Raw genomic sequence first — 24,583 nt, 5'->3', positions numbered from 1 at the left:
ATATAAATTAGTAGATGTTAGCAAACATGATATGCAACCCTTATGGACTGTAGCATCGGTAAAAACCACAGTGCAAAATACCTATCTAATTCTGCTAGTTCAAAATATGTGGTAGTCCTACCTCCTTGGGTTCAACAAACTGACCATCAAAACTTATAGTTTTATCTTCCACAGTCCTAGCATCCGCTAAAGCCTTACGCAGTTCAGCACGTTCCATCTGTTCCTGAATTCCACCCAGGATATAAACCAATAACTTCGCCGCCAAATCCCGTCCAGAAACCTGCACCCGCTTTTTATTTTGGTCATACAAAACCCCATACCAGAGAGATTGGGGATATTCCATACCACTAAATCCGCCTTGCTGGTCAAACTTCCGCAGTTTCTTAAAAATATCTGCCAGAGAAAAACCTTTTTTAAAAACCAAAATTCCGATAGCTTGCGCTAATGCAACTTGAGCAACTGGACGGAAAAGCATATTTCCTTCACCTCCATCCTTCTCAAAGCTGAACCGCCGTAAAGCTGGTGTATCCTCGTGTTCTAAAATTTTATAACTGGAAAGACTAGCTAAAAAATCAAATAGCTTGCTGAATTCCTCAATTCCCTGCTCAAGTTCTTCATCCTCTGGACGCATGGGAATTAGACCTTTCTCCAAGGGTTTCCAGTGGGGGAACTTTTGAGCCAAATATCGCTCAGACATATCTTGCAGAGCTTGCAAAGTAGTTAAAACTGTAGAATTGGAGGCCACCGTTGAACTATTCCAATTAACACGGGGATTGCGCTCTTGTCGTTGTTCTAATAGGGGATGTGTAACTGCAATTTTTCTAGCGACGATCGCAAAACCATCATCCTCATTCAACTGTGTTAACTGACCTTTAGTCAACGGTGCAGCCATCAGGTTCACATGAACAAAAATCGATCTCACCCTCCGCCTCGCTTGGGTGCGAGTTTCCCCAGCCGCTACCGCACAGATGAACTCAATACCAATTTTTTCCTTGGGTAAATTTTGCAAGTAAGCAAGGTCTACTTGGTACTTGTCAATCAAATCATTTACTGTAATAAAACTGTCATCAGCACCTTTATCTTTTTTATAGCGCTGGAGTTTGCGAGTTTTAATTAACTCCATCAATCCCTGCACCCCCATGAGTCGATGTTGACCATCTAACGCATAAATAGTCACATTATCCTCAGAAATATTTAGCAGACCTACCTTATTGTCTTTATCTAGGGGTATAAAATCAGTCGTAGACTTTGTGGCGTATCCTTCGCTATCCCACTCAGCAGCTTTGGGATTATCCACCCACGGTTGATTAATCACCACCAGCACCGGCGGAAATTTGTGATTTTGTCGAGCCGCTAAATACTGGACTAGCGGTGCTTGACGTGACCAATCAAGGGGACGTTGCTGAATTTCATCAATACTATCTGCGTCAATCTCGACATTATCAGTTTCAGGATTATACTTTTTCTGAAACAGAGGTAAGCCAGAGGCGAAGTGAACACGACCTGCGAACCATTCCAATGTAACGGAGCTGACATAAGCTTCAGTACCACCCATCTCGGTTTTTTGAACGAGAATCTGATCTTTTCTCCCTAAAAACTTCTCTAGGAGTAAAGCTAGTACCTGTTTTTCCTTGTTTTCTCGTTCCAAGTATTCTTTAGCGATGTCAGCAGTTGGGTCAGAGTCTTTCATGTTAATTTTTAAAAACTAGAGAATACAAAGCAGTTTACATTGTCTAAAGTATTAAATACGAATGTTTACTTTTTAAAAATTATTAAAAAATGCTATTTTAAAAAGCTGATCGTCAAACAACAAATAACTGCAACTTTCAGTTATAGCGGTTATATATAATACAGGTAAAATCTCAAAAAAGTCCGCGTAGGCGGACTTTGTTTGTGTGCCAGTAAATTTTGGTGGGAGGGGCATTTATTGGTCGCCCATATAAAAGAATTAAAGAAAATGCTTGTTCGGATAGGGAAAAGAGAAATGGCTACAGCACAACAACCAGAGAATAAAGGTCAGGAAACGCGTACTGTAGCAGATTTAGTGGAAGATATCCAAGCTCTCAGCACTGAAATTCAGGAATTATATTGTTTAGATGAGATACCTTGGGTTGTGGGTTACTCAGGGGGTAAAGATAGTTCATGCGTACTACAATTGATTTGGAATGCGATCGCAGCACTCCCCGACGTAAAGCGAACTAAAACAATATACGTTATCACCACAGACACACTGGTAGAAAATCCTATCGTTGCTGCTTGGGTACGCAATTCTCTAAAACAGATGAAATCTCAAGCCCAAACACAAGGATTACCATTTGCACCCCATTTGCTACAGCCAGATTTTAAAGAGACATTTTGGGTAGGTTTGATTGGTAAAGGTTATCCAGCACCGCGAGGAAAATTTCGTTGGTGTACAGAACGCCTCAAAATTAATCCCTCTAACCGTTTTATTCGTGATGTGATTCGAGCGAGTGGAGAAGCGATCGTTGTTTTGGGGACTCGCAAAGCTGAAAGCACAAAACGTGCTAGCCGAATGAAAAAATTGGAAGCTCAACGAGTCCGCGATCGCCTCAGTCCTAATATGAACTTGCCAAATTCTTTGGTTTATAGCCCTATTGAAGACTGGCAAAATGATGAAGTCTGGATTTATCTCATGCAGTGGGAAAACCCTTGGGGATACAGCAATAAAGATTTATTTACCATGTATCAAGGTGCTTCTGCTGATAATGAATGTCCTTTAGTTGTCGATACATCTACCCCTAGTTGTGGTAGCTCTCGTTTTGGTTGCTGGGTTTGCACGCTGGTTAGTCAAGATAAATCGCTGGCGGCGATGATTCAAAATGACGAAGAGAAAGAGTGGATGCAACCTTTACTTGATTTACGTAAAGAATTGGATTCTGAAGAAAGCCGTGATAAAAGAGATTTTCGACGCAGAAATGGTGGTGTCCAACTTTATGAACGTAACCTAGAAGATGGGACATCTATTGAACCTATTCCTGGCCCGTTTATTAAAGAAGCTCGGGAGGATTGGTTAAGAAAGTTGCTTACAGTTGAAAAGCAAATTCGTCAAACAGCGCCAGAAAATATGCGCGACATCACCCTAATTACTCTAGAAGAAATGAGCGAAATTCGTCGCATTTGGCTAGAAGAAAGACACGAATTTGATGATAGTTTACCCCGAATTTATCAAGAAGTGACTGGTGAAGAATTTCAAGATCCCCGTCCTGGCGCTGACCTTAGCTTATTAGGTAGCGATGAATGGGCTGTGTTAGAAGAAATTTGTGAAGGTGACGCGATGCACCTAGAACTGATGGCGAACCTTTTGGACACAGAACGCCAATTTCGTAAAATGTCGCGGCGCGTGGGAATTTATGACAGATTAGAAAAATGCTTTACTACTAGTTCGCATTCTAAAGATGAAGCGGTGAAAAATGCTCATTTGAAACGGGATTTGAAAACAGCAGTTGAACAAGGTGATATTGAAAAGGTTAAGCAGCTAACTTTAGCAGATTTTGTCGTCACGAATGTACAAGCTGACGTAACGACACAAGAAGCTGACGTAACCAATGCTACACAATTTGCTGATGAGGCTGAGACTTGGGCAAATATAAAATTTAAAAATAGAGAGACGAAGCTTTAAGTTTGCTGTTCATCTTTGTCAGCATCTCCCAAGTACAGCCTGATAAACTCTTCTGCTGCGGCTGGATTAATTTTCTTGAGTGCATCCCGAATTTCTAGCACCCCCTCCGCTACAGGGTCCATTATCTCATTTACCCAGCGATTAACATTTGAGCGTCCAGTTCCCATTGTCACTGCTAACTTATTTTGGCTAATGCCATGTGTCTCTAATACCTGTTTCAACGCTTTTCCTGCTTTTCCCATGCTTTTGATTGTGTCAAAGGCTTTTAACCAAGTAAATGTCCCGTATAAGCGACAAAAGGTGTAAGATATTTATGTCCCGTATACGGGACATAAATATCTCTAGAAAAATATGTGAGTTCCAATGACTAAAAGCTTTTTGGTAAATACCTTTCCAACCATCTCGCCGCTTGTTTTTGCCAACGAATATCGAGAAACAACACCAACGAGAGAGTCTGTAAAAGTAGTAATTTATGGTTCTAAAACAGGTGTTAACAACACAATTTTGACCCTTTACAAGCTGGGTTTTGCTCAAGTTAATGAATGGAGTCCTTTATTACCTAGTCCCAACCCTGGAGAAGTGATGAGTATTTTAACTAGGCATATTCTGACAATGTGACTGTAATTCGACTAGTAAAAAATATGGTAGGGTGGGCAATGCACACCCTACAAAAATAACGGGACAATACCGGATGAATTCCATTCGCCATATATTTATTCTTAAATATCAATGATATTTCTTGAACTTGTACTACAAAACTTTGGCCCTTACTCTGGAAGACAAGTAATCAATCTTGACCCAAGAAAAGATGAAAATCCGCGTCCAATTATTTTGTTAGGTGGGATGAATGGTGGGGGAAAAACTACGCTGATGGATGCTATACGCCTTGCACTTTATGGTCATCGCGCTCAATGTTCTACCCGTGGTAATTTGAGTTATAATGATTTTTTGAACCAATGTGTTAATAGTAAAGCTAACCCTACTGAGAAAACCCGGATTGAATTAGTTTTTGAACACATCGAAGATGATAAACCAGTACAATATCGGATTGTTAGAACTTGGGAAAAAAATCCTAAAGATGGTAAAGATTCTTTAGGAATTTTAGGCGATGATGATACTTGGCCTGTGGATTCTTTAGTGAATACCTGGGATGATTATATAGAAAATCTGCTGCCATTAGGAATTTCTAATTTATTTCTCTTTGATGGTGAACAAGTAAGAAACCTTGCAGAACAGGAATCACCACCATTAATTGTAATTGAAGCTATTCGCGGACTTTTAGGGCTAGAGTTAGCAGACCGTTTAGCAGTTGATTTAGATATCTTAGTTAACCGTAAACTTAAAGAAGTTGGTAATAGTAAAGATTTAGCAAATCTAGAGGAAATTGAAACTAGGTTAACTCAACAGCAAGAAGATTATCAAACAACAGTAGAGAAATTAGAAACTCTTAAAAATCAGGTAGAAGAGTTAGAACAAAAGCAGCAAGAAGCCTTTGATAAATTTATTTCTGAAGGTGGAAAGATTGCAGCAGAACGCAATCAACTAGAACTACAACAGTATACAAAAACTGCGGAAATAGAACAAGTACGTCAATTAATATGTGAATTGGCGGCTGATGTTTTACCCCTAGCATTAATTTCCAATTTGCTTACTCAGGTGCAAGCACAGGGAGAAAAAGAATTTCGCCATCAACAGGTACAAATCTCCAAAGATTTGTTACTTGAGCGAGATCAGCGCTTATTGACTTGGCTAAATCAAGTAGAAATTTCTCCGATAGAAGTTGAAAAAATCCAATTATTTTTAATCCAAGATGTAGATAGTTTATATGCAAAGGCTATCCAGACAGAAGCACCTTGGCTATTAGCTGATGATGAAACTTTCAGTCAGCTAGATAATCTCATATATCATTTACAAAATTCTAAACTTTCTGCAAAAGAGAAATTAGCTATTCTCAAAAATAAAGAAGAAGAAATTCATACTCTAGAAAGACAAGTACAAACAGCAGCAGCACCCGAAGATTATACAAAGCTGCGTCAAGCACTAGAAACCGCACAAAATCAAGTTGTTGAAGCTAAAGCAAATTACGAAACAATCCGCCGCCGTTTAGCTGAATTAGAAACTCTTATTGCTAAGTCTAAAAAAGAATTAAGTGATTATACTGTAGAAAATATTAAACATAAAAATAGCGAACATATTATTACCTCAGCAGGAAAAGTTCAAGAAACACTGAAGATTTTTCGGGAGAAATTAACTCTGCGAAAACTCAATAAATTAGAGGAAGAAGTTAAAAATTGCTTTCTTTATCTTCTGCATAAATCAGATTTAGTGCATCGGATCACCATTGATACCAAAACTTTCAGCCTTTTGCTTTACGATTTAAATGGTAAACCAGTCCCTAAACATCGCCTCTCTGCTGGCGAAAAACAATTACTTGCGATCGCATTCCTCTGGGGTTTAGCCAAAGTCTCTGGACACCGCCTACCAGTAGCAATCGATACGCCACTAGGTAGACTAGACTCTTCCCACCGCAGTAACTTAGTTGAACGTTACTTTCCATCCGCTAGCCATCAAGTAATTCTGCTATCTACCGACACTGAGATTGGAAAGAAAGAAGTCGAAACACTGCGAGAAAACGAAGCGATCGCTCGTGAATACCTGCTCAAATACGACTCCTCCACCCGCCAAACAACCATACAACCAGGATATTTTTGGTAGTAGATATTGTAAAAAGATTGAGCGATCGTAGTTTCAAAATTATGGAATCACCAATAGAACGTATTCGTCTCTCCCAAACAGCCAAAGACCAACTTACCAAACTTAAGCGCAGCACTAAAATCGACCAATGGAATATCCTATGCCGTTGGGCGTTTTGTCGTTCCCTCGCAGAAGTAACCGCACCCTCCCCCGTCCCTATTCCCCAAGATAGCAACGTCGAAATGACTTGGCGCGTCTTTGGCGGCGAAATGTCCGATATTCTCCTCCTCGCCCTCAAGCAACGCTGTTACAATGACGGTTATTCCACCGATAAAGAAACCCTCGCTACCCAATTCCGCTTACATTTACATCGCGGTATTGGTTACTTAGCAGGCGATCCAAATATCAAGAAAATTGAAGATTTAATTGAACTGGCCGTTAAAAATTGAAAGGATATTAGTTGACTGTTAACTGTTCACTGTTAACTGACAACTAATATTATGCCTGAAGCGCTAGAAATCGAGCGTCATAGAGCTGCGATCGCTCGTACTGATTTATCTCGCCCCGTGCGATTGGCAATAGAATGGGCAATCCTGAATTCAGACACCACTTTTTTTGACTACGGTTGCGGTTATGGTGGTGATGTCCAGCGAGTAAAAAACTTAGGCTACACCAGTGCAGGCTGGGACCCTTACTACCATCCTGATGTCCTACGCACTCCCGCCGATGTGGTCAACTTGGGCTATGTCCTCAACGTCATTGAAGACTCAGAAGAACGCCGTCAAAGCCTTCGCCAAGCTTGGGAACTCACCGGCAAAGTTTTAATTGTCGCTGCTCAAATCCTGATTAACGCTCCCAGCAAAACTCAACTTGCTTACAATGATGGCATTGTGACGCGCCGCAATACTTTTCAGAAGTATTACGAACAAGAAGAACTCAAAACTTATATTGATGAAGCCTTAAATGCCGATGCAGTACCGATCGCTTTAGGTGTCTACTTTATTTTTCGAGATGAAGCTGAAAAAGAAAGTTACAAAGCTATCCGCTTCTTTTCTGCAACTTCTACACCGCGAGTCCGCATCCCCGTTAAGCGGTTTGAAGACTATCAAGAACAACTGCAACCATTAATGGCTTTTTTTACCAAACGCGGTAGACTACCTGTAAAAGGCGAATTAGAAAATGAACAGGAATTACTGAGCGAATTTGGTAACTTTCGCCGCGCCTTTGGTGTAGTTTTGCAAGCCACTGACGAGGAAGAATGGGATGCGATCGCTTACCGTCGTTCTCTGGATATCCAAGTTTATCTCGCCCTGACTCATTTTGATAAACGTCTTGCATGGCAGAAACTAGCCCCAGAAATGCGTCACGATATCAAAGCCTTTTTTAGTAGCTACGAGGAAGCTTGTCAAGTAGCCGACCAAAAACTTTTCAGCTTAGGTAAATCTGGGGTGATTCAAGCTGCGTGCGAAAAAAGCAAAATTGGTAAACATACGCGCGGTGCGCTGTACGTACATATTTCGGCACTTGCTGCACTTGACCCCATACTCCGAATTTGTGAAGGTTGCGCTAGCCGTACCATTGGGCGTGTCGATGAAGCCACATTAATCAAATATCACACTGATAAGCCGCAAATATCCTATCTGTCTTACCCGGAATTCGACACTGATCCGCATCCCGCATTAAAAGCCAGTATCGGTATTGATTTAAAAACCCTCTTCATAACTCATCGAGACTACGAAAATAGGGCAAATCCGCCGATTTTACACCGTAAAGAAACATTTGTTACCAGCAACTACCCACGCTACGAAGAATTTGCTAAACTCACCCAACAAGAACAGGAATTAGGGCTGCTCAAGGACAAAAGCGACATCGGCACTCGTGAAGGTTGGGAAAAATGCCTCGCTGCCCACGGGGTAGAAATCAGGGCACATCAGGTTTATTCAATTAAGGAAAATTAAGGAATAATCACACTGTTAGAGTATTGCTGATATGTATCTTAAATAAAGTAAATCTTAGCAAGTTTGTGTGCTTACACGAAATTAGACAGTAGTTATGGCAAGATAACTGCAATTCAACTAAATAAAAAGGAATCTTTAGGATTGTGCAAGTAAATAATTCGCTGCTACGAATTTTTGGCAGCCCGAAGATGAAAGCTTTGTTATTTCTTGGCTTTTCATCAGGATTGCCGTTGTATTTAACCAGTCAGACATTACAAGCATGGTTGACCAAAGAAGGAATCAGCTTGGCAGCGATCGCCGCTTTTAGTTTAGTCAAGCTGCCCTATTCTTTAAAATTTCTCTGGTCGCCTTTACTAGATAGATTTGTACCGCCTTTTTTGGGGCGGCGTCGAGGTTGGCTGGTAATTACACAAGTAGCATTACTGTTAAGTATAGCTGCAATGGCTTTACAACACCCATCCCAAGGGTTACAACCTTTAATAATTGCTGCTGTTACCGTTGCCTTTTTGAGCGCCAGCCAAGACATTTTAGTTGATGCTTACCGCACTGATGTAGTGGAAGTAGAAGAAAGAGGTGCTGGAGCATCTATTTATTTATTGGGTTATCGCATTGCCATTCTAGTAACCGGTTACGTTACCTTATTTTTGGCAGCTAGGATGCCTTGGCAAGCTGTTTACTTATTGATGTCCCTGTTAATGCTCGTAGGACTGGTAACTTCTATTTTTGCACCAGAACCAGTCCTACGCGATCGCCCACCTCAGACTTTATCCGCCGCCGTCAAATTACCCTTCATTGAATTTTTCCAGCGTTATGGCTGGCTACAAGGACTTTTAATCCTGATATTCATTGTGATCTACAAGTTGGGGGATTCTTTACTGAAGAATGTATCCACTCCATTTTTGTTAGATAAAGGCTTACATTTCACTCTAACTGACATAGCATTTCCTGGTGCATTGGGAATTTTCGCCACTATTGTTGGTACTTTGGCAGCAGGAGCAATAATGACCAAAATTGGTGTTAATCGATCGCTCTGGATATTCGCCATCATGCAAGCCGTCGGTAACTTGGCTTTCTTTGCGTTAGCAGTAGTAGGTAAAAACTTCTATCTAATGTTAGCTGCCGTTAATATAGAACAATTCTGTGCCGGTTTAGAAACAGCTGCTTTTGTCGCATTTTTGATGAGTCTTTGTAACCAAAGCTTTTCAGCTACACAGTACGCCTTACTTTCCAGTTTGCAGGCTTTTAGTAGAGATATTCTCACGGCTCCAGCAGGTACGTGGGCACAAACCACCGGCTGGTCTACATTCTTTCTACTGACAGCAATAGCTGCTTTGCCGGGATTACTATTATTGCCATTCTTTGCCCCTTGGAATCCAAAGCCAGTGGTAGTATTATCCAGACCAGGATTAGAGAATGAAGACGAGGATATATGGGGAATCAAGTAGTTATTGCTGTCGGCACATTTATTCTCTTACTCACTGGTTTATTACTTGGGTATGTTCTCTCGCAGTTAGTTTTGGGATTTCTAGCATTTAACCTCCTAACTTTTTTCGGAACACTCAGCCTAATTTTAATTTTTGGTACGCTTTATTACGTTTTATTTTGGCAATTGCGAAGAGAGCAGTCCCGGACATCAACTCCATCAACCATCAATCAAGGGATACCAACCCAGGTTGAGGAGGGTTTATCTGATAGCTATCTCAAAAACAGGTTAATTGCTAAATTATCTGGTGACACTGCTGCTGCTGAACGGTTAATTGCACAGGCAAAAGAGACTTATCCTGGGATGCCGGAGAATTGGTATTGTGAAAGAGTACTTGATGACTTGGAGAGCGATCGCCAGCGGGAGTAGGGGAGTAGGGGGACAAGGAGAATAACAATGCCCAATTCCCCATACCCAAGGCTCCATTCCCAATTCTCAATTCCCATGCACAGAAAATTGCTAAAATAAATTAAGAATACTTCACAAATCTTCAGCTAGGTTCTCATAAAAGTTCCTAGCTTCTTGTAATTAAAATATGGCTATTTTTCGTCAATATATCGCCCCCCTGCTTGCAGTATTAGTATTTGTCTTTGCCCTAGTGGCAGTCAGTGCTCGGATCTTTTTACCGTCCGATATGGCAGCACCCGCACCAATTGAAGAGGTGGAGGTGACTGCTCATCCTACTTCAACTGATTTACCAGCAACACATAACGCAAGCTAGCTAAATCAATAAAAGTTAGAAGTGTCTGAACAACTACTACCTGGATATATTATTCGCCGTGGCTCCCTTTTGGAGCGATCGCTGCTGCTTAAATTCATGCAGCGAACTTACGGGGATGTATTTCCTAATGAAGATTTTTCCCATTTAGAGCAAACAGTTAAGCAATACTTTTCTAGCGATACGCCTTTGTGGTGGGTAGAAGAGGAGGGGGAGCAAGGGAGTAATAAAGAATCTTTCTCCTCTGCCCCTCTGCCCCCCATCGCTTGCCTCTGGGTAGGCAATGCCATAGATCAAGTACATGGGAACCGTCATGCTCACATCTTTATACTCTACGTTGTACCAGAACATCGGCGGCGGGGTATTGGTACAGCCTTGATGCGATACGTGGAAAATTGGGCTATTCAAAGAGGCGATCGCCAGATTGGACTGCAAGTGTTTCAATCCAACAAACCCGCATTGAATCTTTACAATCAGTTAGGTTATCAAACCCAATCCATCTGGATGGTAAAATTCCTGAGTGCAGAAAAATAAACTCGATGATAGCGAGAACATACTGTAGCGTCTGAATTATAGAGGTTCTCGTTGGGATAAAACTCAACGAGGAAGAAAGGAAAATGTATAAGAACCCAACTAATATATATAAAGCTTTAACTTATTAGCGCGGGGGATTATGTGTTAATCCCTTTTCGGGATTGAAATCAAATTATGTATGACGAAGACGATCTAAGCCTACTCGATACTGAGGAGGAGCTAGAAAGCCCCTTAGATAAAATAGAGCCGCTAACTGCCGAATCAGTTGTGGCAAAGCCCGATCCAGAAGTGATGCTAGCCTTGCTGGAAAATCCCCAGCCCCAGCAAAGAATGTTAGCGGCACGTGCTTTTTGTGATATAGAAGATGCCCGTGCTACCCCCCATCTGATTCGCCTGTTAACTGATACCTGTCCCTTAGTGCGGGTAAGTGCAGCTTATGGCATCGGACGCAATCCCAGTTTAGAAGCAGTGAGTCCGTTAATTGCTCAACTAAACAGTGATTGGAATGGCTATGTGCGTAAAGGTGTAGTTTGGGCTTTAGGAAACTGTCGCGATCGCCGTTCTTTAGCACCTTTAGCAGACGCTTTAAGAACCGACATTTCCGCAGTGCGTTTATGGGCTGCTAGCGCCTTAGCACAGATGGCAGAGGTGGGTTATGAAGCAGTTATAGGGGCAATACCACCATTAATCGAAGCCTTAGTCCAAGATCCCGTGGCAGCAGTGCGAAGTAACAGTGCTTGGGCAATCGGTCAACTGTGCCGCGAACTGCCTTCTAATGTAGTTTATGCCACAGCGATCGATGCCCTAATTCAAGCCTTTGCCGAAGACCAAGATTTGGGAGTCCGGGAAGACGCCAAAGCCTCACTATTAGGAGTGGGCGATCCCCGTGGTTTGCAACTAATTGAAACCCTAGAACAAGAAGGATGGTTTTGATTAAACATTGGGCATTGGGCATAGTTATTTTCCTTGTCCCCTTGTCCCCCAGCCCTTACTGTCCTTCAGCTACAAGTTTGACTAAATTTAACTCATAAGGGCGCTCGGTATCATCCTCACCCAAATATTCACCATTTTGAATTTCCAGAATAATTAGCGGTATATGTCCAGGATTTTCTACTTTATGTAAGGTTGCTGAGGGGACATAAGTTGATTCGTTTCGATTGAGTAATATTTCTGTATCGCCACAAGTCACCTTTGCTACACCGGAAACTACAACCCAATGTTCATTGCGGTGATAATGAATTTGTGGTTTAATGCCGTGCCTGGGCTTGATTTCAACACGACTAATTCTATAGGTTTCTCCCTCTTCGATTACCTCCACCTCACCCCAATATCGTGTACCTGAATGTGCAGACAATTCGTTGATATTTGACTGAGTATTATTTTCATTGGGAGTCATAATCAATTTCTCAACCAGATAAGTATTAGTATTTAACAGTAATTTACCCTAAACGAGATAAACCTGAGTACAAAGATGCAGTCATGACATCTTAACTTTCTATAAATAATGACAACTGCTCTAATTTGACCGCAGCTAACAGATTCTATCCCCGAATTTATTAATTTTGAATTGTTCACTCCCCCGTATATTGAATCCGATAAATCCGATTATTGGCTTCTTCTGTCAGTAGTAGACTGCCATCTGGCAACATCAGTAAACCTACAGGTCGTCCCCAAGTGGTTGGTACAGAAGGATTTAGCAAAAATCCGGTGAGAAAGTCTTCGTAGTAGCCAAGCGATCGCCCTTTAGCATCGAAGGGAACAAATACAATTTTATAACCAGTGCCGCGATCGCGATTCCAAGAACCACGAAAAGCAGCAAAAGCACCATTCCGGTATTTTTTTGGAAACGTTTTACCATCATAAAACTGCAAGCCCAATGCTGCTGAGTGTGCCTGGAACAGCACATCAGGCGTTTGAGTCCGGGCTGCTAAGTCGGGACGTTTACTTTTGTCATCTGTCTTTTGGCGCGGATCGAGGTTGTTTGGTGTTAGATAAGCATAGGGCCAGCCATAAAATGCCCCCTGTTTAACGCGTGTCAGATAGTCTGGCACCAAATCATCACCAATTCCATCCCGTTCGTTGACAGTGGCGTAAAGTTCCTTAGTGACAGGATGAAAGTCTAAACCAACAGGATTACGCAAGCCGGAAGCGAAAGTTTGTTGTTGGGAACCATCTAAATTCATCACTTGTATCGAAGCCCGTGGTAGGGGTTCTTCATCTACATTGGTTCCCGATCCAACTGAAATATATAATTTATTGCGATCGGGTGAGACAACGACATTGCGCGTCCAATGATTGTTATAACCTTGAGCGGGCAAGTCGGCGATTTTTTCTCCCTTACCTGTAATTTTATTTTGACCTTGAGTATAGGGAAAACGCAGCACAGCATCTGTATTCCCCAGAAAAAAAGAATTACCTGCAAAAGCCATCCCAAAGGGTCGATTGAGTCCATTGTCCCTACTAGCAAAGGTTTCTCGAACGTCGGCTACACCATCAGCATTGCTGTCACGCAACAGACGAATGCGATTTTGCCCAGTTTCAGTCACTAAGACATCACCACTGGGGGTTAAAGCTAGCCAACGTGGAGCATCTAAACCTTCAGCAAAGACGTTCACTTTGAAGCCTTGTGGTACACGCAGCACCGGATTTTGGGGAACAGGCACAACTTCAGGCTGTTTGGAGGCGCTTTCTGTTGCAAAGGGTGCTGGTAAATTCTTCAGATTGATTCGGATGGGTGTAGGTGAAATTGCTTCAGTACGGACAATATTTTTTGGCTCTGTAGGATTCTGTGTCAGTTGGGCAGAAGGTACAGATTTTTGAGGTGTAGGATTATCTGAGTTAGCGCGAGTCTGGTTACAGGCTGCTGCCAAAGTCATCAAAAAAACTGGCAGCAAGAAACGCGCAGGGAGTTTCATGGTTATAGGCACTATACACAATGTTCCTACTTTAGATTTGAGGCTTAATAATTGTCGCCAGTCAAAAGTTTGATTTTTATTAATTAGTCAATCTACTAATGTACTGGGGACTGGGGATGAGGTACATGAGGGAATGAGGGAAAAGAATTAATAACCAATAACAAATGACAAATGACAAATGACTAATATTTACACATACAAACATTTAGTTAGTGAACAAAAAGTCTTCAAATTCTGCTGCTGATAAGGGACGACTAAATAGATAACCTTGCATAGAATTACAGTTGTGTTGGCGTAAAAAACTTAGTTCTGCTTCTGTCTCTACACCTTCAGCCACTACATCTAGATTGAGATTATGAGCCATCTGAATTAATGCCTTAGCGATGGCTGACTTTTGCGAATCGTTAGCAACATTATGGATAAAATAACGGTCTATTTTTAATGTATTAATTGGTAACTTTTTCAGATAAATCAAGGAAGAATAACCCGTACCAAAATCATCGATCGCAATTTTTATACCCAAGGATTGCAATTTGCTCATAGTAGCGATCGCACTATTTACATCTTGCATAATCATACTTTCAGTGAGTTCTAGTTCTAGATCATCTGGTTCCAACTCATTGACAGCTAAAAAATTGACTATATTATGAATAAAATCTGGTTGATTAAATTCAATTACTGACAGATTTACAGCAACAATCAAGGAACGAATTCCGGCATCACGCCAGCTTTTAATTTGTTGACATACCCTTTTTAATACCCATTTACCAATCGGAACAATTAAACCTGTAGACTCTGCCAACGGAATAAATTCTGTTGGGTAAATCATCCCCAACTCTGGACTTTGCCAGCGCAGTAGACTTTCAGCACCTACTATTTGTCCAGATGCGATATCAACTATCGGTTGATAATAAATTTCAAATTCTTGAAATTTATGTTGTTTTATAGCTCGGTGTAAGCTAATTTCTAACAACTGCATTTTTGGAGACAAGTTATTAATTACAGTCTGAGGAGATAAATACCTTTTTAAAGTCGCGTATTTTTCCAACCTGTTCATGATGGCACTTAATAACTCAGCGCGAGTGAATGGCTTAGTTATATAGTCATCTGCACCCATATCCATACCTTGACGAAAGTCAGATTTGGCAGATTTGGCAGTGAGAAAGATGAAGGGAATTGTTGCCGTTGATGGATCTTGACGTAATGCTGTTAGCACGCCATAACCGTCAATTTCTGGCATCATCATATCACAAAGAATTAAATCAGGAACTTCGGAGATAGCCAAATTTACTCCGATTCTGCCATTAGCCGCAGCAATAGTTTGAAAATCCTCAGCTTCTAGTAAATCTAAAATATTTTCCCTGACTCCTTCCTCATCTTCTATTATTAATATTTTTTGCATAAATTACCTCATATTTATATTGTATTATTTAACGGCATCATCCAGCAATATCTATTACATAAATAACGATACTTATAATAAATATTTTAGCTTTTTAGATATCTACAGACTTTTGTAAAACTGCCATTTTTAATCCAGTATCTAGTATCCTAACACCATTTATAGTGCGATAAAATGATTCAAAAATATATAAAAGATATTCTTGACAAATAAAAACTTGCCCATCTTGAATTTCAAATAGGGATTGTCTATCTTGACTAAGTAAATTAAACTTGAAAATGCTATCATCTGAGAAAAATTTAGTCAAAATGTGTGCCAGAAGTTTTTCATCGATACAGCAGGTTACAAATTTATATTGACTGGTAAAAAAAATCAAACGTCGATAGCCCAGATTCATCTGTATTTGTTCTGGCGATTGTCGGCTGTATTCGACCAAATTGAAAGATGTTAATCCATACTCTAATTTTTCTACTTCTAATTGGCCGATAATCAACACATCATTGAACATTTTAGTCATGATTATGTGATATTTGGGCGTATTTGTCTGCATGACCCTATTAGACTTACGGTAGAAGTCCAAATCTTCCTCATAAATTTCAATGAAGTGAGTGTATTTGCCTGTCGTAGCTTTACGTACTATAGCGCGTGCTAGTAACCATTGGGACTTGAGTAATTGTCTCTCAGCGAGAATCTGATGTTGTACCTCAAAGGAACCAATACTAGCATTAACTCTAGTTTTCTCTGTTTCTCGTGCTAGTGCTTGACTGATATTTGATATTTTCAGGAGTAATATTACCGACAATATTACCTTGATTATCTACAACTAACAGTAGTTTTAATTGCTGCTGGCGCAGCCGTGATAGCACTGAGCCTGTCTCCAAAAATTTTGACACGTTGAATGTCATGACTAAGGTATACATAACTTCAAAAATATTGGCTGTTTTCACAGCCAATACGGTTCGGTTAACGTGTTTATTCCTCGAAGATCCCCCCAACCCCCCTTAAAAAGGGGGGCTTACAACCCTCTTTTACCCCCTTTTTAAGGGGGTCGCCGTAGGCGGGGGGATCTTAACCGAACTGTATTGTTTTCACAGCTAGTTCCAGAAGCTACAAGCATTACCATATCATGCTTAGTGAAGTACCTTACTACCTGTGAAGATGAAAAAACAAGATACTTTTACCCCATGCTACATTAGTGCGTAAGCGTAGCTAGTTATAGACATAGCATCTAATCTAATAGTGATGTTTTTAACACAACCATTAGCGACAAACAGTCAATTCTTAACTCTAAGCTTTGTAGCCAGATTAGCTGAGGTAAGGCTTGCATAGGTTTTAACGATAGCTATCATCAAATAATAGTTATCTAAAGCTGGTTATCGAGTATTTTCCAATATTTTGACGCTAAACAAGTAGTAATATTTGGGATACAAACACTACAAAAAGTGTGTTAAGAATTACAAACTAGCTTATATCCAGCTAGTTGTGTATTGGAAAGAAACAAGGGGGACAAGGAAGAAAATTCTTTAATAATTAATTTTCCTTTGTCCCCCTGCTTCTCGCCCCTCTACCTCTTCACAAAGGATGCAACTGCACCCGCCGTTCGCCATAACGTAATAGCCTTTCTATAGTTACGAGGCGATTTTCCCAAACTTTGACTTGATAGGAATTCGACTTAAGTTCTTGGCTCATCAATACTCGAAATTGAGACTGGAACCGAGTTAGAGAGGCTCTTGCCACAAGTAACTTATTAGCAGAAGGGGAAGCCGCAAGCTGATTTAAAGCACTGCGTAAAACTTCTGCCTGATTGTTAAAATCTGAAATTTTCTCAGCAGACCTCTGTAGTTGGTCATTTTGGAAAACAAATTTCCATTCCCGTTGTAGGGCGGTGTAACGGATGGCGGCAGTTTGAAAAGGCTGGCGGTGAGGAATTGGTTCACTTGCTGTAGATTGAATTCTACCTTGGGTGCTACTAAAGAGTTTTTGGAGATCGTTGCTAAAATTCTCTGCGGCAAATAGTGCATAACCACTAACTGGCAAGTCCCTTACCAACTGGAGTTGATCGAATGCTCCGATTGTTGGCAAAGAAAGTAAGCGAATTCCCGGCACCAACAAGGTAGCTCCTAATTGTTTAGAGGCAATCCAGGGTTGGGCCAGTCGTTGAAACCGAGAAGTATCCAGAGCATAAGTCATGGGAACAATTAAATCTACATCTCCCCGTCTTGCCCAAGTTTCCCAATTTTGTTGAATTTTCTGAATCCGCTCTATTTCTGGCAAAGGAAATACTGCAACCGACAAAATCAAATTCGGTTGCTTTTGTCGCAACTGCTGTGATACTTGGGCGACAAAGCTATCAACTTGCTCGGTGCGAAATGTTGTCCATTTTTGCCACAAGTCTGCTTGGCTAGGAGAAATATTCACTGGATCTACACCAGTAAGTTTCTGAAATTGCGCTCTTGCAGCTTTCCCATAGCCGTAAGTTCGACCTGCTGATGGGTCTTGGAAAGGGTAGCGAATGTAGTCTAGCTGTAGACCATCCACGTTATATTTAGTGACAATTTCCTCATACAGCTTGAGCAAGTACTGCCGCACTTCGGGGTTGGCTGGATCGAAGAATGGCTTAGTCTGACCAACGGGAATCATGTTGCCAAGGTTATCGTAGTTTGCCCAATCGGGATGAGCCGCTAGTACTGGTCCTGGATAATTAGGATTAAGGTTGAGAATTTCATTATGACGTTGATTGCCAGCAGCAAAAGTCCAAACCCAAGCGTGTAATTCCATGTCTCGCTCATGGGCTAGTTTCACCGCTTCTTCCAGTGGGTTCCACCCACGAATTAATGGGTTTTGCTCTTTTGCGACTTGGCTCGGATAAATTGTATAGCCAGCGTTAACAGTTTCAAAAAAGACGGTATTAATCCCGGCTTGGGCGAGGCGATCGAAAATCTGGGCTAGTCCCGCTTTACTACCAGCACGAACAATTGTCCCCCGATCTAACCAAACTGCCCGAATTTCTGGTTGAGCCAGTCTGCGATCGATAGGAAACTGCTGCCATAAAGTCGTTTTAGCGACCAGCCATTGCTGACGAGCTAGAGCATAGTTTTTTTGGGCAATCAATTGCGGTAAGTTTTTGGCAATTACCCTTACCTGTGCCAAAGCTTGCTCGTTACTCATGGCTAGCGCCCCCAGTTTGGTTGACGCCAATTGTGTTGGCTGCTCTTTGAGAGATTGAGGGGTATAAGTATTCAAATGCCTAGAAGACTGCTTTTCCTCAGATATGGCGTCACCAACATTAGCCGCATTAGCTAACACCGCTAAATGAGCGCTTTCCACTCGACCAATCAGATTTTCTAGCTCTTGCTGGAGAGCGATCGCTTGATTTTTATCAATCGGCTCATTGGAGTTGGGTGCAACATCCAAACGCACTGCTTGTTCTAATTGGTCAATAGCCTCCTGAGAATTTGGGGGTTTGACTATAGGCAGCGGTCTAGGTATAGGAGCAGTGGCAGTTTTAGGAGGAGTGAATGAGGGAGATAAGGGAGATGAACTACCCCTCTGCCCCCCTGACTCTCTGCTCACCTGCACTAAGGGTGCAGCCGCCACAGTCGTAGAGCAGCTTTGGGAACCTCCTGCTATTTTTTTGGTGCGATTTGATGGCGCTAGTGCTGTCAAATAGTGATTGATAGTAGTTTTTAACCAGGCATTATCCAACTCGGCTGCTGAGGCTGTATCTGTTCCCCAGCGCCAGCCTAAAAAGGTAGAACGCTCAGTTGTCACTACTGCGGCCGGATTATCTTTGGAATTCCAAACAGCAGGAGATTCAGTGCCCATATCGTTAGGAATCACAACACCCCCGCGCACTTTACCAAAGAGTCCAGTTTGATTTGTCCATTCTGGGATCTTGGTTTTTGCAGCTTGAATCTGTTCTGTGTCACTAAGGCTGAATCCCCAATAACCTCCTAAGAGCGATCGCAATAACTGCCGTACTCCTGGCGATGACAAACTACCTACAGGCCCACTAGCAATCAAACGCCCTCCCCTACTCATCCAATCTTCTAGGGCGATCGCTTGAGTTGGTGTTAATGTCTCGACGTTTGGTAAAAATAATACGCGGCGATCGCCCCAATCTGCCCCACTCTTGACATCACTTAGGGAAATTACACAATATTTCATCCCTATTGTCTGTAAGCGATCGCTTATCCCTCTCCATTGATTTGCATTTTCTTGGCCATACACTACACTCAATACGGGTTCTTCAGTCGCCGCTGTTACTGGCAAAATACTCAAAAAATTGAAAACTACAATTTCACAACTTAAAATAAATAATCTTCTAGCTTTTTTAATTTTTAAATTTATATCTTTTCGGTTTTCCTGATGCTTCACTAGTGACTCCTCACTTTATTATTAATTAATTTAGTTATTAGTCAGAATTCGTTAGTACACAATATAGGACTCTAGTTTGATTCCTGGTAAGTTTACTGAGACTCTCACCCGGATTAGTAAAGCTAATATTTGGCTTTTCAAAAATCAAATAGGATTCCTATAAGCTTTTCGTAAAAGTACTTAGTGAATGACCTTCATTAATCTAGCCTATCAAAACCAGTAAAAAATGCCAAGATGGATACTCAAATTGCCAGAATCGATTCTAGATCAATTGTTTGCTATTACATTGTAAATTTAATTTCATTGGTGACTAGTTTTGGAGAAAATTTTGCATAGATGTTTGCATAATTGCAGAAAGTTTTCACTTAAACTTAAAAGAAAAAATGCCACTTTTCTTTTAATTATCTGTTTTTCATGGTTTTTGTGAGTTAAAAAAGTAATACTAGTGCTGCTTGGAACTGTACTAAATAGAGAATGGATTGCATGAATTAAAAGCCCTCACCCTAAGTCCCTCTCTCAAGCTTGGGAGAGGGATTTAGGGTGAGGACTCCCCTTCTCCCAATTTTGGGAAAAGTGATTGGGGATGAGGGCAAATTTTCTATTTGTGCAACAGGTCTAATTAGTACTCTTGATAATCACCTTTTTGGACAGGGATATTCTAGTTTTTAGATTAGCATTTATAGATAGATGTGAAGCTAACAAATAACTGCGATCGCCAGAATTAAGCTAACAATAATTTCTCCAAAGTTTATCCAGCATTTTCTATCTAGGTAAAAGACAAGAATTTCAACATTCGCAATTATAGTATTCATAATTAAACGGAAAAATAAGTAATAAATTTACAAATTAAAATTTATTAATTTTGTATTTAATATCCAAATGCTTGGATGAAAAAAATGAGTTTAGATTTAAAGACTTGGAGTAAGTAAAGTTAAAGTAGTAAGCAAAAAGACCTTGCATAACGCAGTTAAATTATCTCTAGTGTTTTCTAATAAAAACGATCTACAGCTTAATCTCTCCCGCAACCCCTCTCCTTGGTAAGAATAGGCGTTGGAGGAGAGATTTTGATATATACTTCATTTACTTGGCAACTGCTATAAACTAAAGAGCTAACAAAAAAAGCTTAAAGAATACAGGTATTGATTAAATCTTCAACTCCTCCTACTGGTAAGATTTTTGTCTCCAATTTGCAGGCTAATTCTTCAATACTCATATCATCTAAAAATACCAATTCCCCATGTTTTAGCATTACATTTGGTAGTAAAACTCCATCTCCCAAATCTTGTCCTTGTAAGTTCAACAGCAAATCATGACCAGTTAGTAATCCTGTGACAGTAATATTCTGTCCCCAATAATCGCTGCATAAAGCACGCATATTTACTTTTAAACCTTCAGTAGAATTTAACCGTTTCAAGATAGGTTGAAAGGCGTTTTCTACTGCGTTACCTACTACCCAAGTTAATTTTCTCTGAGGATAAACTTTTGGCGGTAGTAATTGTGTTGCAGCAGTTGCAAATTGCTTGATAAACAACTGAATTGAACCAACACCATTATCAATTTGGGGATACTCTTCATATTCAGATTCGCTCGGTAATTCCTCACCTGCTATCAAAAACCACTCATCAGCTAACCAAGCGACACTAGAGTCAAACTTTTGCCGAAATTGTTGCGAAAGTGTTTGTACTTGAGAAATCACTTCTTTCGCTTTTTCTCTAGTTACGGGTGTGAGTTCGTCTTCTGGAGGCCGAAACCTTGTCAATCCGACTGGCACAACTGCCACTGATGCCACCGCAGGCACTTCACCAGTATGAAAAGATGCTAAATCTTTTAGGGTTTGCTCTAGGTGTTCGCCATCATTTATACCAGGACAAACAACCACTTGAGCATGAATTTGTAGCCGTCTTTCTTGAAACCACTTGAGTTGTTGCAAGATTTGTCCCGCACGGGGATTTTTCAGCAGTCTAATTCTAACTTCCGGCTCCGTGGCATGAACAGAAACATACAACGGAGATAAGCGCATTTGTTCAATCCGCCGCCATTCTCTTTCTGGCAAATTGGTCAAGGTAAGATAAGAGCCATACAAAAAGCTTAAACGGTAATCGTCGTCTTTAAAGTACAAGCTAGTGCGCTTACCTGGTGGCTGTTGGTCGATAAAGCAAAATGGACAGCGGTTATTGCACTGAATTAAGCCATCAAATAGGGCAGTTTCAAATTCTAGTCCCAAGTCTTGGTCGTAATCTTTTTCGATTTCCAGACTATGAGTTTTACCAGCTGCGTCTAAAACTTCTAATTCCAAGACTTCATCAGCACACAAAAACTGATAATCAATTAAGTCGCGGGGGCGTGTACCATTGATTGCAACGATCGCATCCCCAGCTTCAAAACCAATCTCTGCGGCTATTGAGTCTGGAAGAACCTTGGTAATTCGGGCAGGATGAATAGTAGTCATGGGGAATGAGGCATTGGGCATTATAGCGTTTCTTAGTTGAGTCTAATACAGACTTAACCCCAGCCCCTTCCCTACTCGCGTTGGGGAGTAAAATTCAAAGCCTCTCTCCTTTTAGGAGAGAGGTTTGGAGTGAGGTTAGATTGTATTGCATACAAACGAGCGATCGCTATAGTCATTTGCTTTGGACAAAGGACAAATGACTAATAACAAATGACTAATAACTATTATCCTTTCCAACCTGCTGCGATCGCTAGTAAAATCGCACTACCAAATGCTAATCTATACCATACAAAAATCAAAGTGTTTTTGGTTGCTAAGTATTTGATCAAAAATGCAATTGATAGGTAGGAAAAAATCAAGGTTGAAATAATTCCTACAATTAATAGTGCAACAATGTTATCTGGCAACTGGTGAGCTTGAAACAACTTGAATATTTTCAAGCTTTTATACAGCGTCGCAATGGTAAGAGTTGGAAACCCTAACAAAAATGAGAATTTTGCTGCTGTAGCGCGTTCTAATCCTAAAAATAAGGCGGTTGTCAACGTCGAGCCAGAACGAGAAACGCCCGGAATCAAAGCAAGTGTTTGTCCCAATCCAACCAAAATACCATCCCGAATCTGCAATGACTCAAAACCTCGCTTACGAGTGCCAATTTTTTCTGCCAAAGCTAGTATAAGTGCCATGATAATTGACATAATGCCAATAATTAGTGCACTCTCAGGTAAAATATCTTTCAAAAGAAAGCCGAAGATTAAAGCAGGCATTGTTCCTACGACAATACCGACAAGAATCTTCCATTCTTCGCGTTGCCAGTCTTTGGCTTTTAATGCTTCGATTCCACCTTTGGCAATACTATAAATCAGCGACCAAAAATACCCCAAAATTGCAATAACGCTGCCAAATTGAATTGCATCAACAAAATCTTTAGAACCTAGTTCTTTCCAACCAAATAGCTTGGTAAAAATCAGAAGATGTGCAGTACTGCTGATTGGCAAAAACTCTGTAATACCTTGAACAATACCCAAAATAAAAGCTTGAATAAACTCCATTTGCAGTTAATACCTTTTTCGTGTTTTAGACATTATTTGTAGGATGATGATGTTGTTTTATATACTCTCTATTGCACCCAATCTTGTAGAAAACTCAGTTTTACCGATCGATAACATCATCGAAGACGCTGACTATGTTCTTACACCCATCTCAATAAGTCAACGGAATTTTGTCAATTCATCAAACTTTAATATTTAGCGGACTGATGTCAGTTCACTTTTAACTGTTAAATTTTACCTCTCACTTGTCTGTAGTCCCCTATTTACAAGGAACTACATAGCAGTTGTGTACATAATGCAATCTTTAATGGATTCCTTTGGCAGAGAATGTTTTGTTTGGTTTGCGCCAAGGCTCCTAAAAATTTCAGTATAATTACAATGCCCCAGGGGGGGATTTTAAAGTGTGATATGATATATTAAATAAGATAAAGTTTAGTAACAAATATTAAAAACTTTGATTAATAATACACTGTCCTCTTACAGCGTTTCTACCGCTTCTATTGATACCGAGTTGGATTTAGCTGATGCTGGGCTGAAGGGTATCAGGCAATTGGAATCTACACTCTCTTTTTCTCCCTCTCTTCCCTTATCTATTTCTGCCCGACAAAGTTGGTTAGTGTTTGCCGCGGCGGTGTTTTTGGTATCAGTGCCAGTATTTGTAGAAGCGCCAATAGTGCGATCGCTACCAAGTCTGAGTTTAGCGCTGACAGCATTTTGGGTGTGGCTAAGTTTTGCTTTGATGTCGCGCCCTGCAACTTACGTTTGGGGGGATTTGCTTTTGGGATTTAGCTGGAGTTGGTTAGCAGGAGCGATTTACTGGGGCTGGCTACGTTGGGAACCTGTATGGCATCTGCCGGTGGAGTCTATCGGTTTACCTTTTGCTTGCTGGTGTCTGGCGAAGAATTGGGGCAAGGTAGGCAGCTGGTTTTATTTAGGTTCTTTACTTGGTACAGTTTTAACAGATGTATATTTTTATATAGTAGATTTGATGCCCTACTGGCGGCAAATCATGAGAGTAGATGCAGATGTCGTACCGCAAATCTTACAAGATGCTCTCATGCAAGTACAAGCACCTTGGGGACAAACTTGGGCGATAATTCTCGCCGTAGTGCTATTAACAGTAGGAATTTCAGCTTTAGGTCGAAATCAAAGACACTGGTATGCCTTTGGTGGCGCAGTTTTAAGCACAATTTTGGTAGACAGCCTATTTTTGTTAGCTGCGATCGCAGCGTGAAGGAGGCAAGAGATAGGAACTTGCAATCAGCGTGTAAACTTCTCTTACCAAAACTTTTCCCAGCCCAATCTACGACACATCAAAAATGATGCTGTAGACAATCAATTAGTTAAGAAATATTACATAAAAT

21 protein-coding genes are annotated in these 24,583 nt (G+C 40.8%); 11 read left to right on the top strand and 10 right to left on the bottom strand.

Features of this window, described 5'->3' with window-relative positions:
* Window positions 1-94 precede the first annotated feature (94 nt).
* Entirely contained in the window at window positions 95-1,690 is a 1,596-nt protein-coding gene (locus V7K41_RS16835; RefSeq protein ID WP_334849890.1) for a DGQHR domain-containing protein, read from the bottom strand.
* Window positions 1,691-1,984: 294 nt separating this feature from the next.
* Between V7K41_RS16835 and dndC the strand changes: the two genes are divergently transcribed.
* On the top strand, window positions 1,985-3,640 hold the full coding sequence (gene dndC, locus V7K41_RS16830; protein ID WP_334849888.1) for a DNA phosphorothioation system sulfurtransferase DndC: 1,656 nt from the start codon (window positions 1,985-1,987) through the stop codon (window positions 3,638-3,640).
* Here the strand turns inward: dndC and V7K41_RS16825 are convergent.
* Window positions 3,637-3,882: a helix-turn-helix domain-containing protein gene (locus tag V7K41_RS16825; RefSeq protein ID WP_334849886.1), complete on the bottom strand. Its 246-nt coding sequence runs from the start codon at window positions 3,880-3,882 to the stop codon at window positions 3,637-3,639. The two genes, dndC and V7K41_RS16825, sit on opposite strands and share 4 nt — an antisense overlap.
* A gap of 121 nt (window positions 3,883-4,003) precedes the next feature.
* On the opposite strand from V7K41_RS16825, the gene V7K41_RS16820 reads away from it, so the two are divergent.
* The 9 genes from V7K41_RS16820 to V7K41_RS16780 all read left to right on the top strand — a co-directional run bounded on the left by V7K41_RS16820 (window position 4,004) and on the right by V7K41_RS16780 (window position 11,960).
* Window positions 4,004-4,258: a hypothetical protein gene (locus tag V7K41_RS16820; RefSeq protein WP_334849884.1), complete on the top strand. Its 255-nt coding sequence runs from the start codon at window positions 4,004-4,006 to the stop codon at window positions 4,256-4,258.
* Window positions 4,259-4,369: 111 nt separating this feature from the next.
* A complete protein-coding gene (dndD, locus tag V7K41_RS16815) occupies window positions 4,370-6,355 on the top strand; it encodes a DNA sulfur modification protein DndD (RefSeq protein ID WP_334849882.1) in 1,986 nt (661 codons plus the stop codon).
* 41 nt (window positions 6,356-6,396) lie between these two features.
* Window positions 6,397-6,783 carry a DNA sulfur modification protein DndE gene (dndE, locus tag V7K41_RS16810; protein WP_334849983.1) on the top strand — a complete coding sequence of 129 codons (387 nt, stop codon included), beginning with the start codon at window positions 6,397-6,399 and terminating at the stop codon, window positions 6,781-6,783.
* Window positions 6,784-6,834: 51 nt separating this feature from the next.
* The gene (locus V7K41_RS16805) at window positions 6,835-8,292 is read left to right on the top strand and encodes a DNA phosphorothioation-associated putative methyltransferase (protein ID WP_334849880.1); all 1,458 of its coding nucleotides are present in this window, start codon (window positions 6,835-6,837) and stop codon (window positions 8,290-8,292) included.
* 143 nt (window positions 8,293-8,435) lie between these two features.
* The gene (locus V7K41_RS16800) at window positions 8,436-9,737 is read left to right on the top strand and encodes an AmpG family muropeptide MFS transporter (RefSeq protein ID WP_334849878.1); all 1,302 of its coding nucleotides are present in this window, start codon (window positions 8,436-8,438) and stop codon (window positions 9,735-9,737) included.
* Window positions 9,722-10,144: an ABC transporter permease gene (locus V7K41_RS16795; RefSeq protein ID WP_334849876.1), complete on the top strand. Its 423-nt coding sequence runs from the start codon at window positions 9,722-9,724 to the stop codon at window positions 10,142-10,144. The genes V7K41_RS16800 and V7K41_RS16795 overlap by 16 nt, the downstream gene beginning before the upstream one ends.
* Window positions 10,145-10,310: 166 nt before the next feature.
* Entirely contained in the window at window positions 10,311-10,496 is a 186-nt protein-coding gene (locus tag V7K41_RS16790) for a hypothetical protein (RefSeq protein ID WP_334849874.1), read from the top strand.
* Between the two features lie 21 nt (window positions 10,497-10,517).
* A complete protein-coding gene (locus tag V7K41_RS16785) occupies window positions 10,518-11,027 on the top strand; it encodes a GNAT family N-acetyltransferase (protein ID WP_334849873.1) in 510 nt (169 codons plus the stop codon).
* Between the two features lie 174 nt (window positions 11,028-11,201).
* Window positions 11,202-11,960, top strand: coding sequence for a HEAT repeat domain-containing protein (locus V7K41_RS16780; RefSeq protein WP_334849871.1), 759 nt, complete (start codon window positions 11,202-11,204; stop codon window positions 11,958-11,960).
* A 55-nt stretch (window positions 11,961-12,015) separates the two neighbouring features.
* On the opposite strand, the gene V7K41_RS16775 is transcribed toward V7K41_RS16780, so the two are convergent.
* The 8 genes from V7K41_RS16775 to V7K41_RS16740 all read right to left on the bottom strand — a co-directional run bounded on the left by V7K41_RS16775 (window position 12,016) and on the right by V7K41_RS16740 (window position 23,219).
* Window positions 12,016-12,423, bottom strand: a complete 408-nt coding sequence (locus V7K41_RS16775) for a phosphomannose isomerase type II C-terminal cupin domain (RefSeq protein WP_334849869.1) — start codon at window positions 12,421-12,423, stop codon at window positions 12,016-12,018.
* 175 nt (window positions 12,424-12,598) lie between these two features.
* A complete protein-coding gene (locus V7K41_RS16770; RefSeq protein ID WP_334849867.1) occupies window positions 12,599-13,942 on the bottom strand; it encodes a PQQ-dependent sugar dehydrogenase in 1,344 nt (447 codons plus the stop codon).
* A gap of 205 nt (window positions 13,943-14,147) precedes the next feature.
* On the bottom strand, window positions 14,148-15,344 hold the full coding sequence (locus V7K41_RS16765) for an EAL domain-containing response regulator (RefSeq protein WP_334849866.1): 1,197 nt from the start codon (window positions 15,342-15,344) through the stop codon (window positions 14,148-14,150).
* Window positions 15,345-15,438: 94 nt separating this feature from the next.
* Window positions 15,439-16,146, bottom strand: coding sequence for a hypothetical protein (locus tag V7K41_RS16760; protein WP_334849864.1), 708 nt, complete (start codon window positions 16,144-16,146; stop codon window positions 15,439-15,441).
* Window positions 16,076-16,291: a hypothetical protein gene (locus V7K41_RS16755; RefSeq protein ID WP_334849862.1), complete on the bottom strand. Its 216-nt coding sequence runs from the start codon at window positions 16,289-16,291 to the stop codon at window positions 16,076-16,078. The genes V7K41_RS16760 and V7K41_RS16755 overlap by 71 nt, the downstream gene beginning before the upstream one ends.
* Before the next feature lie 625 nt (window positions 16,292-16,916).
* On the bottom strand, window positions 16,917-19,721 hold the full coding sequence (locus V7K41_RS16750) for a family 10 glycosylhydrolase (RefSeq protein WP_334849860.1): 2,805 nt from the start codon (window positions 19,719-19,721) through the stop codon (window positions 16,917-16,919).
* A gap of 1,123 nt (window positions 19,722-20,844) precedes the next feature.
* Entirely contained in the window at window positions 20,845-22,170 is a 1,326-nt protein-coding gene (locus V7K41_RS16745) for a TIGR03279 family radical SAM protein (protein ID WP_334849858.1), read from the bottom strand.
* Between the two features lie 224 nt (window positions 22,171-22,394).
* Window positions 22,395-23,219 (bottom strand): undecaprenyl-diphosphate phosphatase, encoded by an 825-nt coding sequence (locus V7K41_RS16740; RefSeq protein ID WP_334849857.1) that lies wholly within the window; start codon window positions 23,217-23,219, stop codon window positions 22,395-22,397.
* A gap of 454 nt (window positions 23,220-23,673) precedes the next feature.
* Here V7K41_RS16740 and V7K41_RS16735 point away from each other — a divergent pair, with 454 nt between their 5' ends.
* On the top strand, window positions 23,674-24,453 hold the full coding sequence (locus tag V7K41_RS16735; RefSeq protein ID WP_334849855.1) for a DUF3120 domain-containing protein: 780 nt from the start codon (window positions 23,674-23,676) through the stop codon (window positions 24,451-24,453).
* The last annotated feature ends 130 nt before the right edge of the window (window positions 24,454-24,583 follow it).

This window comes from Nostoc sp., assembly GCF_036917415.1.
Lineage (GTDB): Bacteria > Cyanobacteriota > Cyanobacteriia > Cyanobacteriales > Nostocaceae > Nostoc.
The sequence above is the reverse complement of the archived record's forward strand: the minus strand, read 5'-3'. Positions and strand labels throughout refer to the sequence as shown.

Excerpts from the sequence above, each read along its gene's own strand:
- V7K41_RS16835 (WP_334849890.1), bottom strand. The coding sequence starts at position 1,690 with ATGAAAGACTCTGACCCAACTGCTGACATCGCTAAAGAATACTTGGAA.
- dndC (WP_334849888.1), top strand. The coding sequence starts at position 1,985 with ATGGCTACAGCACAACAACCAGAGAATAAAGGTCAGGAAACGCGTACT.
- V7K41_RS16825 (WP_334849886.1), bottom strand. The coding sequence starts at position 3,882 with ATGGGAAAAGCAGGAAAAGCGTTGAAACAGGTATTAGAGACACATGGC.
- V7K41_RS16820 (WP_334849884.1), top strand. The coding sequence starts at position 4,004 with ATGACTAAAAGCTTTTTGGTAAATACCTTTCCAACCATCTCGCCGCTT.
- dndD (WP_334849882.1), top strand. The coding sequence starts at position 4,370 with ATGATATTTCTTGAACTTGTACTACAAAACTTTGGCCCTTACTCTGGA.
- dndE (WP_334849983.1), top strand. The coding sequence starts at position 6,397 with ATGGAATCACCAATAGAACGTATTCGTCTCTCCCAAACAGCCAAAGAC.
- V7K41_RS16805 (WP_334849880.1), top strand. The coding sequence starts at position 6,835 with ATGCCTGAAGCGCTAGAAATCGAGCGTCATAGAGCTGCGATCGCTCGT.
- V7K41_RS16795 (WP_334849876.1), top strand. The coding sequence starts at position 9,722 with ATGGGGAATCAAGTAGTTATTGCTGTCGGCACATTTATTCTCTTACTC.
- V7K41_RS16790 (WP_334849874.1), top strand. The coding sequence starts at position 10,311 with ATGGCTATTTTTCGTCAATATATCGCCCCCCTGCTTGCAGTATTAGTA.
- V7K41_RS16780 (WP_334849871.1), top strand. The coding sequence starts at position 11,202 with ATGTATGACGAAGACGATCTAAGCCTACTCGATACTGAGGAGGAGCTA.
- V7K41_RS16775 (WP_334849869.1), bottom strand. The coding sequence starts at position 12,423 with ATGACTCCCAATGAAAATAATACTCAGTCAAATATCAACGAATTGTCT.
- V7K41_RS16770 (WP_334849867.1), bottom strand. The coding sequence starts at position 13,942 with ATGAAACTCCCTGCGCGTTTCTTGCTGCCAGTTTTTTTGATGACTTTG.
- V7K41_RS16765 (WP_334849866.1), bottom strand. The coding sequence starts at position 15,344 with ATGCAAAAAATATTAATAATAGAAGATGAGGAAGGAGTCAGGGAAAAT.
- V7K41_RS16745 (WP_334849858.1), bottom strand. The coding sequence starts at position 22,170 with ATGACTACTATTCATCCTGCCCGAATTACCAAGGTTCTTCCAGACTCA.
- V7K41_RS16740 (WP_334849857.1), bottom strand. The coding sequence starts at position 23,219 with ATGGAGTTTATTCAAGCTTTTATTTTGGGTATTGTTCAAGGTATTACA.